The 15,963-nt window shown below is 64.3% G+C and carries 19 protein-coding genes; 15 read left to right on the top strand and 4 right to left on the bottom strand.

Annotation, left to right across the window (positions count from 1 at the left end; all coding sequences use genetic code 11):
• Window positions 1–11: 11 nt before the first annotated feature.
• The 15 genes from NRS07_RS13500 (at window position 12) to NRS07_RS13430 (ending at window position 12,234) form a co-directional block, all read left to right on the top strand.
• Window positions 12–695, top strand: a complete 684-nt coding sequence (locus NRS07_RS13500; protein WP_259207731.1) for an NADH-quinone oxidoreductase subunit J — start codon at window positions 12–14, stop codon at window positions 693–695.
• Window positions 692–1,000 carry an NADH-quinone oxidoreductase subunit NuoK gene (nuoK, locus tag NRS07_RS13495; RefSeq protein WP_171081295.1) on the top strand — a complete coding sequence of 103 codons (309 nt, stop codon included), beginning with the start codon at window positions 692–694 and terminating at the stop codon, window positions 998–1,000. Before NRS07_RS13500 ends, nuoK begins: the two co-directional genes overlap by 4 nt.
• 36 nt (window positions 1,001–1,036) lie before the next feature.
• Window positions 1,037–3,124, top strand: a complete 2,088-nt coding sequence (gene nuoL / locus NRS07_RS13490; RefSeq protein WP_259207724.1) for an NADH-quinone oxidoreductase subunit L — start codon at window positions 1,037–1,039, stop codon at window positions 3,122–3,124.
• Window positions 3,125–3,150: 26 nt separating this feature from the next.
• Window positions 3,151–4,647, top strand: a complete 1,497-nt coding sequence (locus NRS07_RS13485) for an NADH-quinone oxidoreductase subunit M (protein WP_259207722.1) — start codon at window positions 3,151–3,153, stop codon at window positions 4,645–4,647.
• A 7-nt stretch (window positions 4,648–4,654) separates the two neighbouring features.
• Window positions 4,655–6,172 (top strand): NADH-quinone oxidoreductase subunit NuoN, encoded by a 1,518-nt coding sequence (gene nuoN / locus NRS07_RS13480; RefSeq protein ID WP_259207720.1) that lies wholly within the window; start codon window positions 4,655–4,657, stop codon window positions 6,170–6,172.
• Window positions 6,173–6,176: 4 nt separating this feature from the next.
• Complete coding sequence (locus NRS07_RS13475) at window positions 6,177–6,506, top strand: DUF2818 family protein (protein ID WP_259207718.1); 330 nt, start codon at window positions 6,177–6,179, stop codon at window positions 6,504–6,506.
• A 72-nt stretch (window positions 6,507–6,578) separates the two neighbouring features.
• Window positions 6,579–7,136 (top strand): NUDIX domain-containing protein, encoded by a 558-nt coding sequence (locus tag NRS07_RS13470; RefSeq protein ID WP_259207716.1) that lies wholly within the window; start codon window positions 6,579–6,581, stop codon window positions 7,134–7,136.
• 4 nt (window positions 7,137–7,140) lie between these two features.
• The gene (locus NRS07_RS13465) at window positions 7,141–7,866 is read left to right on the top strand and encodes a hypothetical protein (RefSeq protein WP_259207714.1); all 726 of its coding nucleotides are present in this window, start codon (window positions 7,141–7,143) and stop codon (window positions 7,864–7,866) included.
• On the top strand, window positions 7,863–8,606 hold the full coding sequence (ispD, locus tag NRS07_RS13460) for a 2-C-methyl-D-erythritol 4-phosphate cytidylyltransferase (protein WP_259207713.1): 744 nt from the start codon (window positions 7,863–7,865) through the stop codon (window positions 8,604–8,606). The genes NRS07_RS13465 and ispD overlap by 4 nt, the downstream gene beginning before the upstream one ends.
• A gap of 14 nt (window positions 8,607–8,620) precedes the next feature.
• A complete protein-coding gene (gene ispF / locus NRS07_RS13455) occupies window positions 8,621–9,133 on the top strand; it encodes a 2-C-methyl-D-erythritol 2,4-cyclodiphosphate synthase (protein WP_259207711.1) in 513 nt (170 codons plus the stop codon).
• A gap of 117 nt (window positions 9,134–9,250) precedes the next feature.
• A complete protein-coding gene (locus tag NRS07_RS13450) occupies window positions 9,251–9,559 on the top strand; it encodes a hypothetical protein (RefSeq protein WP_259207709.1) in 309 nt (102 codons plus the stop codon).
• Window positions 9,560–9,637: 78 nt separating this feature from the next.
• Complete coding sequence (locus tag NRS07_RS13445) at window positions 9,638–10,192, top strand: NADPH-dependent FMN reductase (RefSeq protein WP_259207708.1); 555 nt, start codon at window positions 9,638–9,640, stop codon at window positions 10,190–10,192.
• Window positions 10,182–10,619, top strand: coding sequence for a VOC family protein (locus NRS07_RS13440; RefSeq protein ID WP_259207706.1), 438 nt, complete (start codon window positions 10,182–10,184; stop codon window positions 10,617–10,619). The genes NRS07_RS13445 and NRS07_RS13440 overlap by 11 nt, the downstream gene beginning before the upstream one ends.
• On the top strand, window positions 10,616–11,512 hold the full coding sequence (locus tag NRS07_RS13435) for an ion transporter (protein WP_259207703.1): 897 nt from the start codon (window positions 10,616–10,618) through the stop codon (window positions 11,510–11,512). The genes NRS07_RS13440 and NRS07_RS13435 overlap by 4 nt, the downstream gene beginning before the upstream one ends.
• 146 nt (window positions 11,513–11,658) lie before the next feature.
• The gene (locus NRS07_RS13430; protein ID WP_259207701.1) at window positions 11,659–12,234 is read left to right on the top strand and encodes a phasin family protein; all 576 of its coding nucleotides are present in this window, start codon (window positions 11,659–11,661) and stop codon (window positions 12,232–12,234) included.
• Between the two features lie 116 nt (window positions 12,235–12,350).
• On the opposite strand, the gene NRS07_RS13425 is transcribed toward NRS07_RS13430, so the two are convergent.
• From NRS07_RS13425 to ribA, 4 genes are all read right to left on the bottom strand, one after another.
• Window positions 12,351–12,509, bottom strand: coding sequence for a hypothetical protein (locus NRS07_RS13425; protein ID WP_259207698.1), 159 nt, complete (start codon window positions 12,507–12,509; stop codon window positions 12,351–12,353).
• Between the two features lie 218 nt (window positions 12,510–12,727).
• Window positions 12,728–13,759: an FHA domain-containing protein gene (locus NRS07_RS13420; protein ID WP_259207695.1), complete on the bottom strand. Its 1,032-nt coding sequence runs from the start codon at window positions 13,757–13,759 to the stop codon at window positions 12,728–12,730.
• A complete protein-coding gene (locus NRS07_RS13415) occupies window positions 13,756–15,213 on the bottom strand; it encodes a serine protease (RefSeq protein WP_259207694.1) in 1,458 nt (485 codons plus the stop codon). Before NRS07_RS13415 ends, NRS07_RS13420 begins: the two co-directional genes overlap by 4 nt.
• 78 nt (window positions 15,214–15,291) lie before the next feature.
• Window positions 15,292–15,963 carry a GTP cyclohydrolase II gene (ribA, locus tag NRS07_RS13410; RefSeq protein ID WP_259207693.1) on the bottom strand — a complete coding sequence of 224 codons (672 nt, stop codon included), beginning with the start codon at window positions 15,961–15,963 and terminating at the stop codon, window positions 15,292–15,294.

The following is a 15,963-nucleotide window of genomic DNA, read 5'->3' as shown; positions in this document are numbered from 1 at the left end:
GCTTCCAAGTCATGGAATTTACAACTGGTTTGTTCTACGTGTTCGCGGCCATCATGGTGCTGGCCGCGCTGCAAGTCATCACCACCAAGAACCCGGTCTATGCCGCGCTGTTCCTGGTGCTCGCGTTCTTCAATGCGGCCGGCATCTGGATGCTGCTCAAGGCCGAGTTCCTGGCCATCGTGCTGGTGCTGGTCTATGTCGGCGCCGTGATGGTGCTGTTCCTGTTCGTGGTCATGATGCTCGACATTAACGTCGACCGCATGCGCGAAGGCTTCTGGGGCTACCTGCCGGTGGCGTCGGCCATCGGCGCGCTGATCGTGCTCGAGATGGGTGCGGTGCTGTACCGCGCCTACAACATGACCGAACTCTCGCCCGAGGCCGCCGCGCTGAACATCGGCGGTACCAAGGAACTGGGCCTGCTGATCTATACCAAGTACATCTACGGCTTCGAGATCGCTGCCGTGGTCCTGTTGGTGGGCATCATTGCCGCCGTCGCCCTGACCCTGCGCAAGCGCAAGGACGCCAAGGCAATCGACCCGGCCGTCGCGGTGCGCGTCAAGCGTAACGATCGCCTGCGCATCGTCAAGATGGACGCGGTCAACCAGCGCGCCCTCGACGCGGCATCGGGCGAGGCCGCAGCCCAGGCAGCACCAGCAGCACCAGCCGCGCCAGCCGCACCGAAGGAGACCCCATGACTTTGTCGCTTGCACACTACCTGATCCTGGGGGCGATCCTGTTCGCCATCTCGATCGTGGGTATCTTCCTGAATCGGAAGAACATCATCATCCTGCTGATGGCCATCGAACTGATGCTGCTGGCGGTGAACCTGAACTTCATCGCGTTCTCGCATTACCTGGGCGATGCGGCAGGGCAGATCTTCGTGTTCTTCATTTTGACCGTCGCGGCCGCCGAATCGGCGATTGGCCTGGCGATCCTGGTGGTCCTGTTCCGCAACCTGGACACGATCAATGTGGAAGACCTCGACAGCCTCAAGGGCTGACCGGTTTCGGCACAACAATAACGACTAAGGTTCAACATGGCGGGGCAACTCAATTCCTCACTCTTACTCGCGGTGCCGCTGGCGCCGCTCGCAGGCTCGGCGATCGCCGGCCTGCTGGGTACGAAATTCTTTGGCAACGTGGTCGGCCGCAAGGTCTCCCACACGGCAACCATCCTTGGTGTGCTGATCGCACTGATCATCTCGGTCCAGACCCTGATGGCGGTGCTCGATGGGGCGCCGGTCTTCAACGAAGACATCTATACCTGGATGAACGTCGCCGGCCTCAAGCTGGCGGTCGGCTTCCAGATCGACACGCTGTCGGCAATGATGATGTGCGTGGTGACCTCGGTGTCGCTGATGGTGCACATCTACACGATCGGCTACATGGCCGAGGACGAAGGCTATAACCGCTTCTTCTCGTACATCTCGCTGTTCACGTTCGCGATGCTGATGCTGGTCATGTCCAACAACTTCCTGCAGCTGTTCTTCGGCTGGGAAGCAGTGGGCCTGGTGTCGTATCTCCTGATCGGTTTCTGGTACACCCGCCCGACCGCGATCTTCGCCAACATGAAGGCCTTCCTGGTCAACCGCGTCGGCGACTTCGGCTTCATCCTGGGCATCGGCCTGCTGCTGGCAGCGGCCGGCACCATGCAGTACGACGAAGTGTTCGCGCAGAGCGCGGCGCTGGCGACCATGACCGTGCCGGGCACTACCTGGCCGCTGCTGACGGCCGCCTGCATCTGCCTGTTCATCGGCGCGATGGGCAAGTCGGCACAGTTCCCGCTGCACGTGTGGCTGCCCGATTCGATGGAAGGCCCGACGCCGATCTCGGCACTGATCCACGCGGCGACCATGGTCACTGCCGGTATCTTCATGGTGGCGCGCATGTCGCCGCTGTTCGAGCTGTCGGATACCGCGCTGTCGTTCGTCATCGTGATCGGTTCGATCACCGCGCTGTTCATGGGCTTCCTGGGCATCATCCAGAACGACATCAAGCGCGTCGTCGCATATTCCACGCTGTCCCAGCTGGGCTACATGACCGTTGCGCTGGGCGCGTCGGCGTATTCGGTGGCCGTGTTCCACCTGATGACCCACGCCTTCTTCAAGGCGCTGCTGTTCCTTGGCGCCGGCTCGGTCATTATCGGCATGCACCACGACCAGGACATGCGCAACATGGGCGGCCTGCGCAAATACATGCCGATCACCTGGATCACCTCGCTGCTTGGCTCGCTGGCCCTGATCGGTACCCCGTTCTTCTCGGGCTTCTATTCGAAGGACTCGATCATCGAGGCGGTGCACGCCTCGAACATCCCGGGTGCTGGCTTCGCCAATTTCGCGGTGCTGGCAGGCGTGTTCATCACGGCCTTCTACTCGTTCCGGATGTATTTCATGGTGTTCCATGGCGAGTCGCGCTGGAACCACCCGGTCAAGCACAGCGAAGGACATGACTCGGACGCGCACCACGAAGAAGAATCGCATGCCGATTCCGCGCACGGCGACCACCACGACGACCATCACCACCATGGCCTGCAGCCGGGCGACAAGCCGCACGAGTCGCCTTGGGTCGTGACCCTGCCGCTGGTGCTGCTGGCGATTCCATCGGTGATCATTGGCTACCTGGCCATCGGCCCGATGCTGCATGGCGACTTCTTCAAGGACGTGATCTTCGTCGGCGAGAACCATACCGCGATGCGCGAACTGAGCGCAGCCTTCCATGGCGCAGGCGCCATGGCGATCCATGGCCTGCAGACCGCACCGTTCTGGCTGGCGCTGGCTGGCGTCGTCGCCGCTTATTACTGCTACATGGTCAATCCGCGCGTGCCGGCCTGGTTCTATGCCAAGTTCAAGCCGCTGCACACCCTGTTGGACAACAAGTACTACATGGACAAGTTCAACCAGGCGGTCTTCGCCGGCGGCGCCCGCGCCGTGGGCGGTGGCCTGTGGAAGATCGGCGACCGTGGCCTGATCGACGGCCTGCTGGTCAATGGTTCGGCCAAGGCAATCGGCTGGTTCTCGACCGTCGTGCGCAATCTCCAGACCGGTTACATCTACCACTACGCGTTCCTCATGATCGCCGGCGTGCTGGCGACCCTGCTGTACTTCTTCCCGTTCTGGCGCGGTTAATCAGGCCAAGATAAGAAAAGCGAAAAATGATGCAGTCAATTTCTACATTTCCTCCTTACCTGAGTCTTGCGATCTGGCTCCCGATCGTCTTCGGCCTGGGGCTCCTGGCGATTGGACGCGAATCCAACAAGGGGCTGACCCGCATGCTGGCCTTGGTCGGTGCCGTCGTCAGCTTCCTGCCGACGCTGCCGTTGATCATGTACTTCGACAACGCCGCCCATGGCGTGCAGTTCTACGAAATGGTGTCCTGGATCGAGCGCTTCAACGTCTGGTACAAGCTCGGCGTCGACGGCCTGTCGCTGTGGTTCGTTCCGCTGACCGCCTTCATCACCATCATCGTGGTGGTGGCGGCCTGGGAAGTGATCGACGAGCGCGTCGGCCAGTACATGGGTTCTTTCCTGATCCTGTCGGGCCTGATGATCGGCGTGTTCGCCTCGCTGGACGGGCTGCTGTTCTACTTCTTCTTCGAAGCCACCCTGATTCCGATGTACATCATCATCGGCGTGTTTGGCGGCCCGAACCGGGTGTATGCGGCGTTTAAGTTCTTCTTGTACACCTTCTTCGGTTCGCTGCTGACGCTGGTCGCCATCATTTACCTGTACAACGCATCGAATTCGTTCGACATCCTGGAATGGCACAAGTTGCCGCTCACGATGAACGAGCAGATCCTGATCTTTATCGCCTTCTTCATGGCCTTTGCCGTAAAGGTGCCGATGTGGCCGGTGCACACCTGGCTGCCCGATGCCCACGTGGAAGCGCCCACCGGCGGCTCGGTCGTGCTGGCGGCGATCATGCTCAAGCTCGGCGCCTACGGCTTCCTGCGCTTTTCGCTGCCGATCACCCCAGACGCCTCGCACTACCTGGCGCCGGCGGTCATCGTGCTGTCCCTGATTGCCGTGATCTATATCGGCCTGGTGGCCCTGGTCCAGAAGGACATGAAAAAGCTGGTCGCCTATTCGTCGATCGCCCACATGGGCTTCGTGACCCTGGGCTTCTTTATCTTCAACGACATGGGCGTGCAGGGCGGCATCATGCAGGCAATCTCGCACGGCTTCGTTTCGGGCGCCATGTTCCTGTGTATCGGGGTGCTGTACGACCGCGTGCATTCGCGTGAAATCGCCGACTACGGAGGCGTGGTCAACACCATGCCGAAGTTCGCCGCCTTCGCCGTGCTGTTCTCGATGGCCAATGCCGGCCTGCCTGCCACGTCGGGCTTCATCGGTGAATTCATGGTCATCCTGGGTGCGGTCGAGTTCAACTTCTGGACCGGCCTGCTGGCGGGTACCGCGCTGATCCTGGGCGCCGCCTATTCGCTGTGGATGGTCAAGCGCGTGGTGTTCGGCCCGGTCGGCAACAAGAACGTCGCTGCCCTGACCGACCTGAACAGCCGCGAATTCGCGATCCTGGGCGTGCTGGCCATCGCTACCCTGTGGATGGGCCTGTACCCGGCGCCGATCGCCGAAACGCTGCAGGTGTCGGTCTCGGACCTCTTGCAACACGTCGCAGTAAGCAAAGTGCCTTAAATAAGCCATGAATGAAATGAACTCCACCCTGCTCACGGCGGCCGACACCAACCTGGTGCCGGTCTATGCCGAAATCTTCCTGCTCATTGCAGCGTCCGCGATCCTCTTGATCGACATGTACCTGAAGGAAGGCAAGCGCAACCTGACCTACGCGCTGACGCTCCTGACGATCGGCGGCTGCGCCGTGCTGTCGTTCGCCGACTTCAGCGCCGGCACCACCGTATTCACCTTCAGTGGTATGTACGTGTCTGACCCGATGGGCAACCTGCTCAAGCTGTTTACCTATCTGGCTACCGCCATGACTCTGGTGTATTCGCGCCAGTACTCCGGCGACCGCGGCATGATGTCCGGAAACCTTGGTGGCGAATTCTACGTGCTGGCACTGTTCTCGATGCTGGGTCAGATGATCATGATCTCTGGTAACAGCATGCTGTCGCTCTACCTGGGACTGGAACTGATGTCGCTGTCGCTGTATGCGCTGGTGGCACTGCGCCGCGACCATGCATCGGCAACCGAAGCGGCGATGAAGTACTTCATCCTGGGCGCGTTGGCATCGGGCTTCTTGCTGTACGGCATTTCGATGATCTACGGCGCCACCGGCTCGCTTGACATCACCACCATTGGCCAGCTGACCATGGTCACGGACGTTCCCAACAAGACCATCCTGATCTTCGGCCTGGTATTCGTGGTGGCTGGTCTTGCCTTCAAGCTGGGCGCGGTTCCTTTCCACATGTGGGTGCCGGACGTCTACCAGGGCTCGCCGACCGCGGTCACGCTGCTGCTGGGCGGCGCACCGAAGCTGGCCACCCTGGCCGTGACCTTCCGCATCCTGGTCGAGGCGCTGCCGGGCTTCGCCTTCGACTGGCAACAGATGCTGATGGTGCTGGCGGTACTGTCGCTGGCGCTGGGTAACATCACCGCGATTGCCCAGACCAACATCAAGCGCATGCTGGCGTATTCGACCATTGCGCAGATGGGCTTCGTGCTGCTGGCCCTGCTTACCGGCGTGGTCGATGGCGACAACAGCGATGCCGCCTCGTCGTACAGCGCTGCCATGTACTACATGATCACCTATGTGCTGACCACGGTCGGCAGCTTCGGCCTGATCATGATGCTGGCGCGCGCCGGCCACGAAGCCGAGCTGATTTCGGACTTCAAGGGCCTCGGCAGGCGCAGCCCGTGGTTCGCGATCGTCATGACGATCCTGATGTTTTCGCTGGCCGGCGTGCCGCCGATGGTCGGTTTCATGGCCAAGTGGGCGGTGCTGCAGGCTGTCGCCAATGCCGGCATGGTGTGGCTGGCGATCGTGGCCGTGATGTTCTCGCTGATCGGCGCTTATTACTACCTGCGCATCGTCAAGACCATCTGGTTCGACGAGGCGCTTGACACCGCCGCCATCCACACCCCGACCGATATGCGGGTGGTGATGTCGCTCAACGGCGTGGCGGTGGTGGTGCTCGGTATCGTGCCAGGCTGGCTGCTGGCGGTGTGCTATAGCGCCATGCAGGCGACGCTGGCCAAATAAGCCGGTGGATCCCTCTTTGGCCGTCTGGCTGGTGGTCGCGATGTCGTTTGCGGCCGCCAACCTGCCTTTTCTCTCCGAGCGCGTGTTCGGCCTTGTTCCCCTCAAGGCCGGCCGCGCCGCCGACGGTACCGTGCGCACCAAGTCGCTCCTGCTGCGCTTGCTGGAGCTGACTGTCTTATACTTTGTCGTCGGCGCCCTGGCACGCCTGCTCGAATCCAGCATCGGCGGCGTATTCGCGCAGGGCTGGGAGTTCTACGCCATTACCGGGTGCCTGTTCCTGGTGCTGGCTTTTCCGGGCTTTATCTGGCGCTATCTGCGCAAGCAGCGTCGCTGAGCACGGCTACTGCGCGATTCGGTTGGCCGCCGTGCCCATATCTGCCCACCAGCCGTTTACAACGGAGTTCGCATGACCGTGGAACTGAAAGAAACCCGCATCGACGGCGGCATCGTCTACGACGGCCCCTTCCTGAAGGTCGAACGCGACCAGGTGCGCTTGCCCGATGGCTCTGTCTCTCACCGCGAACTGATCCGTCACCCGGGGGCGGTGGTGATCCTGCCGCTGCTGCCCGATGGCCGCGTGCTGCTGGAACGCCAGTTTCGGTATCCCAATGCGCAGGTGTTCATCGAGTTTCCCGCCGGTAAAATTGATCCGGGCGAAGACCATCTCGCGTGCGCCAAGCGCGAACTCGAAGAAGAAACCGGCTACCAGGCCGGCACCTGGCGCTTCGTCTGCACCATCCATAACGCCATCGCCTACTCGGACGAGCATCTCGAGCTGTTCCTGGCCGAAGACCTGGTCGAAGGCGAGCAACGGCTCGACGACGGCGAATTTCTCGAGACCTTCACGACGACCGTGCCCGAACTGCTCGGGATGGTCCAGCGCGGCGAGATTACCGATGTAAAAACCATCATCGGCGCATTCTGGCTCGAGAAAATCCTGGCCGGCAGCTGGACGCCCGCTTGACACCATGAAGCTGCTGCCCGCGTTCGCGCTGCTGTGCTGGGCCACGGCCGCGGCCATGCCTGCGCAGGCGGCAACGCGCACACCGTTCCAGGCACGCTGCGAGGACAGCATTGGCGCCAGCCTGTCGGTGCTCACCGGCACGCTCAATGGCTTTCGCATCGACAATACGGTCGGCTATCGCTCGCTGACGGTCATGAAGGGTGGAGGCGCGATTGGGCGAGGGCAGCCCGGGCAAGTCGTGCTGGGGCTCACGCGCACCGAAGCGCATGTCAGCATCCGGGCCGGTGGGCGCCTGCTGGCCGATCCGGCCAGCGGCTACGAATGCATCGCTGCGCAGATCGAAGTGAAGCTGTACTACCCACCGATCGTGATCTATGTCAGCCGCGAGCTGACGCCGCATTCCTGCTCCTACCGAGAGGTGCTGGCGCACGAAATGCGCCACCTCGATACCTATCTCGGGTATTTGCCGCAAGCCGAGGCGCGGGTGCGCACCGCGCTCGGGCGGCGCTTCGAAGGCAAGCCGCTGTATGCCCGCACTGGCCAGGCGCAAGCATTGCTCCAGCGCGAGATCGATCGCGGCTGGATGCCCTATATCAAGAACGAAATGGCCAGGGTCGAGGCCTTGCAGGCGGCGATCGACTCGCCGCAGGAATACGCCCGCTTGGGCAAGGTATGCGCAGGTGAGGTACAGTCCTTGCTCCGACCCACCCGAAACCGCACACCATCATGACGAACCCATCAGATAGCAGGCGGGCAGCGCGCTATATCGGCCTGATTCCGGCTGCCGGGGTTGGCGCGCGCATGGCAGCGAACAGCCCCAAGCAATACCTGCAGGTCGGCGCCAAGCCGATGCTGCGCCATACGCTCGACGCCTTTGTGTCGAGTCCATTGATCGCGCACACCTATGTGGTGGTCAGCGCCGACGATCCCCTGATCGATGCGATTGTCCCTGGCCAGGGCGTGACGGTGCTGCGCCATGGCGGGGCCAGCCGCATGGAGTCGGTGCGCAATGGCCTGCGCGCGCTGCACGGCCTTCTTTCCGAGGACGACTGGGTACTGGTGCACGACGCGGCCCGGCCCGGCCTGGATGCGGAACTCATCGCGCGCCTGATCGTCGAAACGGGTGAGCATCCGGCCGGCGGCCTGCTGGCGCTGCCGGTGGTCGATACCGTCAAGCGCTGCGTCGCGGACGAGGTGGCTACGGTCTCGCGCGCCGGACTGTGGCTGGCCCAGACACCGCAGATGTTCCGTTACCACTTGCTGTGCCGCGCCCTGGACGCGGCCACCGATCCAGACATGATCACCGACGACGCGAGTGCGGTTGAAGCGCTCGGACTGGCCCCCAAATTGGTGGAAGGACACCCGCGCAACCTGAAAGTGACGCTGCCGGCGGACATCCGGATTGCCGAGATGTATCTGGCTGCCTATGCCAGCCCAGCCCCAGCGGCCACCTCACCTGAAACGAACTGAAAAAAACCGACCCTATGGCACTTGCTTCTTACAATCCCGCACCGCCGTTTCGCATCGGAACCGGCTATGACTGTCACGCACTGGTCGAAGGGCGCAAGCTCATCGTCGGTGGTGTGACCATTCCCCACCGCCTGGGCCTGCTCGGACACTCCGATGCCGATGTGCTGCTGCACGCTATCATCGATTCCTTGCTGGGCGCTGCCGCGCTGGGCGATATCGGCAAGCATTTCCCGGACACCGATCCGATGTTCGCCGGCGCCGATTCGCGCACGCTGCTGCGCGAGGTGGGACACCGCGTCGTGGCGACCGGCTATACCATTGGCAACATCGATGCGACCATCATCGCGCAGGCGCCCAAGATGGCGCCGCATATTCCGCACATGATCTCGCGCATTGCTGAAGACCTGGGCGTGTCGCCACAGCAAGTGAACATCAAGGCCAAGACCAACGAGAAGCTGGGTTTTCTCGGGCGCGAAGAGGGCATGGCGGCCGAGTCGGTGGCGATGCTGATCCGGGTGCCAGACTAATGCTTTCGCGATAGTGCGCAGCTACCTGTGCTGGCACCTGGGCTTGTGACCCACCTGCCGATCCGCGCACAGCTGCTCGGCCTGGCTGCCGCGCTGGCGGCGGCGAAAGGCTGAGCGGTGGCGCGCGAGAGCTGGGCTTACCGCGAGGTGGCGGTCGAATCGGTGCCGGACCCGCGCACCGGCCGCCTGCGCATTCGGCCGGTGCCCGGACAGGCGTATTCGTCCTCGCTGCGGGTGCAGTGCGCGCGCCGGCTCGCCGATCCTGCGCTGTATCCGGCCGGCACGCGCTTTCTGCTGTCGGCCAAGATGACCGACCGCCTTGGCGGCGCGCCCTTCCTGTATGCCTGGCATGGCGACCCGGTGACGGTGCTGAGCAAAGCCCGCCTCAAACGCTTTCTCGAGGAGCGGCGGCGCCTGCGCATCTGAGCGCTTCTACTGCCGCGCAACGCGTCCTTGCTGAAATGGTTACTATCAGGTTTTTACCCCCCGACCTGAGAGGAGCTTATGGCTACAAGGAATATCGCCGTTATCGTCGGCAGCCTGCGCAAGGAGTCGTTCACCCGCAAGGTGGCGCAGTCGATGATCGAGCTGGCCCCGGCCAGCCTGCACCTGGAAATCGTCGAGATCCGCGACCTGCCGCTGTATAACCAGGACGACGAGACCGCCCATCCTCCGGCCGCGTTTACCGCGTTTCGCGAGCGCATCGCCCAAGCCGATGCCATCCTGTTCTGTACGCCCGAATACAACCGCTCGGTGTCGGGGGCGCTCAAGAATGCGATCGATGTCGGTTCGCGCCCCTACGGAAAAGCGGCTTACCAGGGCAAACCCTGCGCGGTGGTCAGCGTGTCGCCCGGTGCGCTGGGCGGCTTCGGCGCCAATCACCACCTGCGCCAGATGCTGCCTTTCCTGGACATGCCCTGCATGCCGGCGCCGGAAGCCTATGTCGGGGGCGTGGCCGACAAGTACGACGGACCCCGCCTGATCGATGACGGTACGCGGGATTTTTTCCAGACCTTCATCGATGCCTTCGCCGCCTGGGTCGAGCGCCATGCAAAGTGAGCCGACGGGCGCTGCTTCCCCGATCGCCGTTCGCGGGATCGATCATGTCGTGCTGCGCGTGGCGCAGCCCGAGGCCATGATTGCCTTCTACGGCGACGTGCTCGGCTGCCACGTCGAGCGCCGCCTCGACGAGATCGGCCTGATCCAGCTGCGTGCGGGCAATTCGCTGATCGACCTGGTGCCTGTCGATGGCGAATTGGGCCGCAAGGGCGGGGCCGCGCCGGGAGCGGGCGGGCGCAACCTGGATCACCTGTGCCTGCGGGTCGAGGCTTTCGACGAGGCGGCGATCCGGCGCCACCTGGATGCCCACGGCGTGTGCGCCGGTCCGGTCGAGCAGCGCTACGGAGCCGAGGGCAACGGTCCCTCGATGTATCTGCTCGACCCGGAACGCAATACCGTCGAACTCAAGGGCCCGCCGCAGGTATGAAGGCCGAAGCTGTGAAGGCCAAGGGCGTGAAAGCCGACAAGAAGCTGCCGGTCGACTTCGGTCGCCCGCTGGGGGGCTGGCGCGCGCGCCTGTACGACATTATCTTCCAGATCGACACGCCGGCCGGACGGCGCTATGACATCTTGCTGGTCGGCGCCATCTTGCTCAGCATCGTGGTGGTCGTGTTCGAGAGCGTGCCGGCCATCGGCCGTGAGCATGCCGGCGTGATGCGCCTGCTCGAATGGGGCTTCACGCTGCTGTTTACGGCGGAATACATCGCGCGCCTGATCTGCGTGCGCCGGCCGCTGCGCTACGTCACCAGTTTCTTCGGCCTGGTTGACTTGCTGTCGGTGCTGCCCACCTATGTGTCGCTGCTGGTGCCTGGCAGCCAGGCGCTGCTCGATATCCGCATCCTGCGCCTGTTGCGCGTGTTCCGCATCTTCAAGCTGACCCTGTATCTCGAGGAATACACGCGCCTGGCCGAAGCCATGTCCAACAGCCGGCGCAAGATCCTGGTATTCCTGTCGGTGGTGCTGATGGCGGTGCTGATCCTGGGCACGCTGATGTACGTGGTCGAAGGTCCGGCGCATGGCTTCACCAGCATCCCCACTGCAATGTATTGGGCGATCGTGACGATGACCACGGTCGGCTACGGCGACATCACGCCGCAGACCACGTTGGGCAAGGCTATCGCTTCGTTCATGATGCTGCTGGGCTGGGGCATCCTGGCTGTGCCAACCGGCATTGTCACTGCTGAAATGACTGCTCTGCGGGTCAACCGCCGCGATGGCGTGCGGGCGGCTCAGGCCTGCACCGCCTGCGGCAGCATCGGCCACGAAGCCGCGGCCTCGTACTGCAAGGACTGCGGGGCGGCACTGCCGGCCCTGGTGTAGCGGCTGGGGCAGTCACACGTTTGACCTGGGTCAAACGCGACCCAGCCCACGCCGTTACGCTCTTATATTCAAGCTGCAGCAACGGCCCCGTGGCCGTGCAGTTGTGGTGCCCCAGTCCATTCCAACCCCACCAACGAGGTCAATGCATGTATCCCTTCCCACAATCCGTCACCCCGGCCATTCGCAGCCACATGGACGCGCAAACCGCCTTCCTGAACGACATGTCGAAATCGCTCTTCCAATCTTTCCAGCAGGCCTGTGAGCTGAACATCCGGCTGGTGCAGACGCTGATGGAAGAAGGCACGCTGGCCGGCAAGCAGGTGCTCAGCGCCGATCGCCAGAGCGAAGTCTTCGCCGCGGCCGCCGTGCGGGCCCAGCCCACGAGCGAAAAACTGCGCGCCTACCAGCAGCACATTGCCAGGCTCGCGGCCGATGCCCAGGCTGAACTGGCGCGCGTGACCGAGCAGCACGTCCAGAACACCAGCCGCACTGCACGCGCCCTGGTCGACGAAGTGGCGCGTACCAATGCCGAAGAGACCGAGCGCAATATCCGCACCCAGCAGGAAGCACTGCGTTCCGCGGTCGACCCCTTCGCACGGGCGAACGGCGCCGCCGAGGCCGCCATGCGCGGCGACGGCGAGCAGCAGCGCAGCCACCCTGCACCTGGCCAGACCGCCGACAAAGGCCAGGGCAGCCGCATGACTGGCAGCCCGGCACACTAACGGGCGACCTACGGAGCGCCTGGCCACGCGTTGAGGTCCAGGCGCTGCAACTAGCCCGGCATGGCAGTGGCATCATCCAGCCAGAGGCTTGCAAGCACAGCATCGAACCCCTGCAATTAGCCGACAGGCACTTCACCCGGCACGGCCGACACTGGCCGTGCACTCATATGCGCCGCTCGTGCGGGCGCCAGGCCGAACAGCACCCGCAGCACGCCGGCACGGCGTAGCAATTCAAAGCAACCGAAGCTGAGCGTGATGGTCAGTACGACCAGCATGCTTGCTTTCTTGCTTGCTGGGCCTGGCCGTCAGCAAGGCGCGCGCCAGCGCTCCAGCGCACGCCGCATGGCTATGATGGGCCATGGTAGGCCATGGCCGACACGGCCTCTTCACTGAGAGGGCACCCGCAACTCGGACCGTACGCCGGCAGCCGCGAGCAGCAGCTCATCCATGCGCCTTTCAGGGCTGCCCGGAGCGCTACCAGAAGCGCTACCCTCTATTGCCCCGGCTTGGCGCGCTCGGCATCGATCTGCGCACGCATGGCCGCGACCGAATCCATGTAGTCGGCCACCGTCGCATCGGGGCTGACCCGCACCTGTGGCGGCAGCAAGACAGACATATAGAGTTCGTCGGCGATGCGTCCGTGGCGCTGTTCGTTGGCGATCAGGACCAGGCCCGAGCCAAGCAGGGCGGCGCCGGCGCACAGCGCCCGCAGCCGCCGTCGCAATGGCGGGCGTATCGTGGCGAGGTGAAAGTAGACGATGCCGGCAACGGTCGCCACCACCGCGTGCGAGCCGTAGCGCGTGAGCCATTCGTATGAACCGGCATACGCCAGCACGCGCGCGCCCAGCTGAACGCCGACCAGCGCCGCCACCCCGCAACCGAAGATGAACAAGTGGCGTCCGAGGCGCGCATGGCGTCCGAACAGTCGGTTCAGGAAGGCCCAGGGGCTGCTCCATAGCAGCGCCGCGCCGATGCCCCAGGCCGGCGCCTGCACGTAATACAGCAGCTCGAACGGCTGGGCGTCGAGCAGCCAGGCCACCAGCAGCGTGACCAGTGCGGCCAGCAGCACGCCGGCGGCGCCTGGCAGCAGGCCTTCCCAGCCGTGCATGGTGCGGTCCAGCAGTTCGGGCGCTACCGGGAAGCCGGCCGCGCGCACCCGCAGCGAGGTATGGCCCATGCGCACCACCGTGTCGCCGTCCAGCACCACTTGCTGCACCCGGCGTCCGCCGTGGACCACCCCATTGCGGCTGCCCAGGTCGCGCAGCACCAGGTTGCCGTCGGCGCCGGCGCCGATCTCGACGTGATGGGCCGCGGCATGATCGTCGTCGACGATGAAATCGTTGTCGTAGGCACGCCCGACCCGGATCGGCAGGCTGGTGGCGCGGTGCCGATGCAGTACTTCGCCATTGCGGGCCAGCATCTCGATGGTCCACGGGCCGCGCATCGCCAGGCCTGGCGGCGCCGCCGGCGCTGGCCCCGGTTGCCCCGCGTGCGAACTTGGCGCCGCCTTTAGTTGCCCGTTCATCGGCGCGGGTTGCGCCCGAAGGCGCCGAGGAAGGCCTGCGTGACGCGCATGCCGTTGTCATAGGACACGCCGGAGATGTCCAGCCGGCTCTGCAGGCTCGATTCGGCCGCGTCGGTACTGGCGGTAAGCAGCGTGAAGTTGTACAGGCCTTCGAACTTGCGGTAGGCACGTACGCAGGTTACCGCGCGTAGCGGCAGGGTGCGGGTGTGCACGAAGCGCTCGGTGCAATGCGGCTTGGCCAGGCGCGCGTTGCCGGCGCCGCGCGGCTGGTCGGTGCGGAACAGGCGGCTGGCCAGGGTCGCGAACGGCAGCGGATGCAGGCTGTCGGAGCGGATGTACTGGTGCGTCATCGACACGTGCCCGGTCTGCTGGGTCGCCGACACATAGACCGCCGCCTCCATCGCGCAGCTCATGGCGTCCGAGGTATAGGCGGTGGCGGCCTTGATGTTCGAGCGCCCCCAGCAGCGCAATTGCCCGGATTCGCGTACCGGTACCAGGTAGGGTCCCATGCTCTTGATCGCCAGGGGCTCTTCGAGCAGGCGGTCGACCATCTCGCGCTGATGCGCCAGCAGTTGCGCGGCGATCACGGGGTTGAAGTCCCTGGGCGGGCGTTCCTGCGTGGCGACCTTGCGCAGCAGTTCCTGGGCATGCCTGACCGGTACCAGGAAACTGACCGACTCGCCATCGCGGCGCTTGGAGACGTTGATGCCGGCAACCACGCCGTTGCCGGTCACGCTGGGGCCACCGCTCATGCCCGAATTGATCGGGCCCCCGAACATCAGTTGGTCGTAGAAGCTGCGCTTGACCACGCCGTTGTACGCGCCTTCGGAAATGGCAAAGCCGAGGTCGAGCGGATTGCCGAGCGAGTACAGGCGCTGGCCCTGGTTCAGGCGCACCGGGCGCTCGGGCACCTTGAAAAAGCCGCTGCCGTTGCGATCGATGCGCATCACGGCCAGGTCGTGCAGGACGTCGACGGCCATCAGTTCGACCGGCCCGCGGTTGCCGTCGGTGTCGACATATTCGGCAGTGTAGACATCGGGGTCGAGCGCCATTTGCGAGACGACGTGGTAATTGGTCACCACCAGGTTGCCCGAGCCGACCAGAAAGCCGGAACCGACGGTGGACTGGGTGTGTCCGTTCTTGAGCAGCATGCGAATTTGCAGCAGGTCGCCCCTGGCCGCCGCGTACAGGTCCTGGGCGGCCGACGATGGCGGCGGCAGCGCATCCTGGTCGTCGACCTCGCCCGGAGCGGGCGCGGACGGGCTCACGCCCGGCGGCGCCGAGGGAGGCAGGTGCGGCGGGGTGACCAGCGGCGGAATAAGGGGCAGTGTGGTCGCGCCGGCGCCACGGCCGGCTGCCGGGACCGCGGCCGGCCGTGGCGTCATGTCAGATTGCGCCCCGGCCAGGCCAGCGGCCAGGCAAGACAGGATCAGCGCAAGCGCTAGGTGTTTCATGCATTCTCTTGGTAGCAAGTCGAAACCCTATCTTGCCACCGGTCAGGCGCCGTGCGCGCGCGTTAGGCGCACACGGACTCAGCGCGTGCCTGGCTCCACCAGGACATCGGCCAGCGGCGTCATCATGTGCCCGAGCTTGGCCTGCTTGGTATCGAGATAGCTATTGTTAAAGGCATTGCGGTTGACCAGCAGCGGCACCCGTTCACTCACCTCGATGCCGAGCCGGGTCAAGGCATCGATCTTGCGCGGATTGTTGGTCATCAGGCGCAGCGTGCGCACCCCGAAGTGGGCCAGCATGGGCTGGCACAGCTCGTAGTTGCGGGCGTCGGCATGGAAACCGAGCTGCAGGTTGGCCTCGACCGTATCGGCGCCGGCTTCCTGCAGCCGGTAGGCGCGGATCTTGTTGACCAGGCCAATGCCGCGCCCCTCCTGTCGCAGGTAGAGCAGCACGCCGCGGCCTTCTTCGGCGATGCGCTGCAGCGCGCCTTCGAGCTGGGCGCCGCAGTCGCAGCGCTGCGAGAACAGCACGTCGCCGGTGAGACATTCGGAATGCACGCGCGCCAGCACCGGCGCGCCGTCGCTGATATCGCCCAGCACCATCGCCAGGTGTTCCTTGCCGGCCGGGCCGTAGCCCGGTCCGTGCTCGACAAAGGCATGCAGCGTGAACTGCGCCCACGGGGTCGGCAGAGCGCACGAGGTGACGTAGTCGAGCAGCTGGTCGTCGGTCGGCAGGGCGGGTATGGCGGACAT

The sequence above is a fragment of the Massilia sp. H6 genome (assembly GCF_024802625.1).
Classification (GTDB): domain Bacteria; phylum Pseudomonadota; class Gammaproteobacteria; order Burkholderiales; family Burkholderiaceae_D; genus Telluria.
The sequence above is the reverse complement of the archived record's forward strand: the minus strand, read 5'-3'. Positions and strand labels throughout refer to the sequence as shown.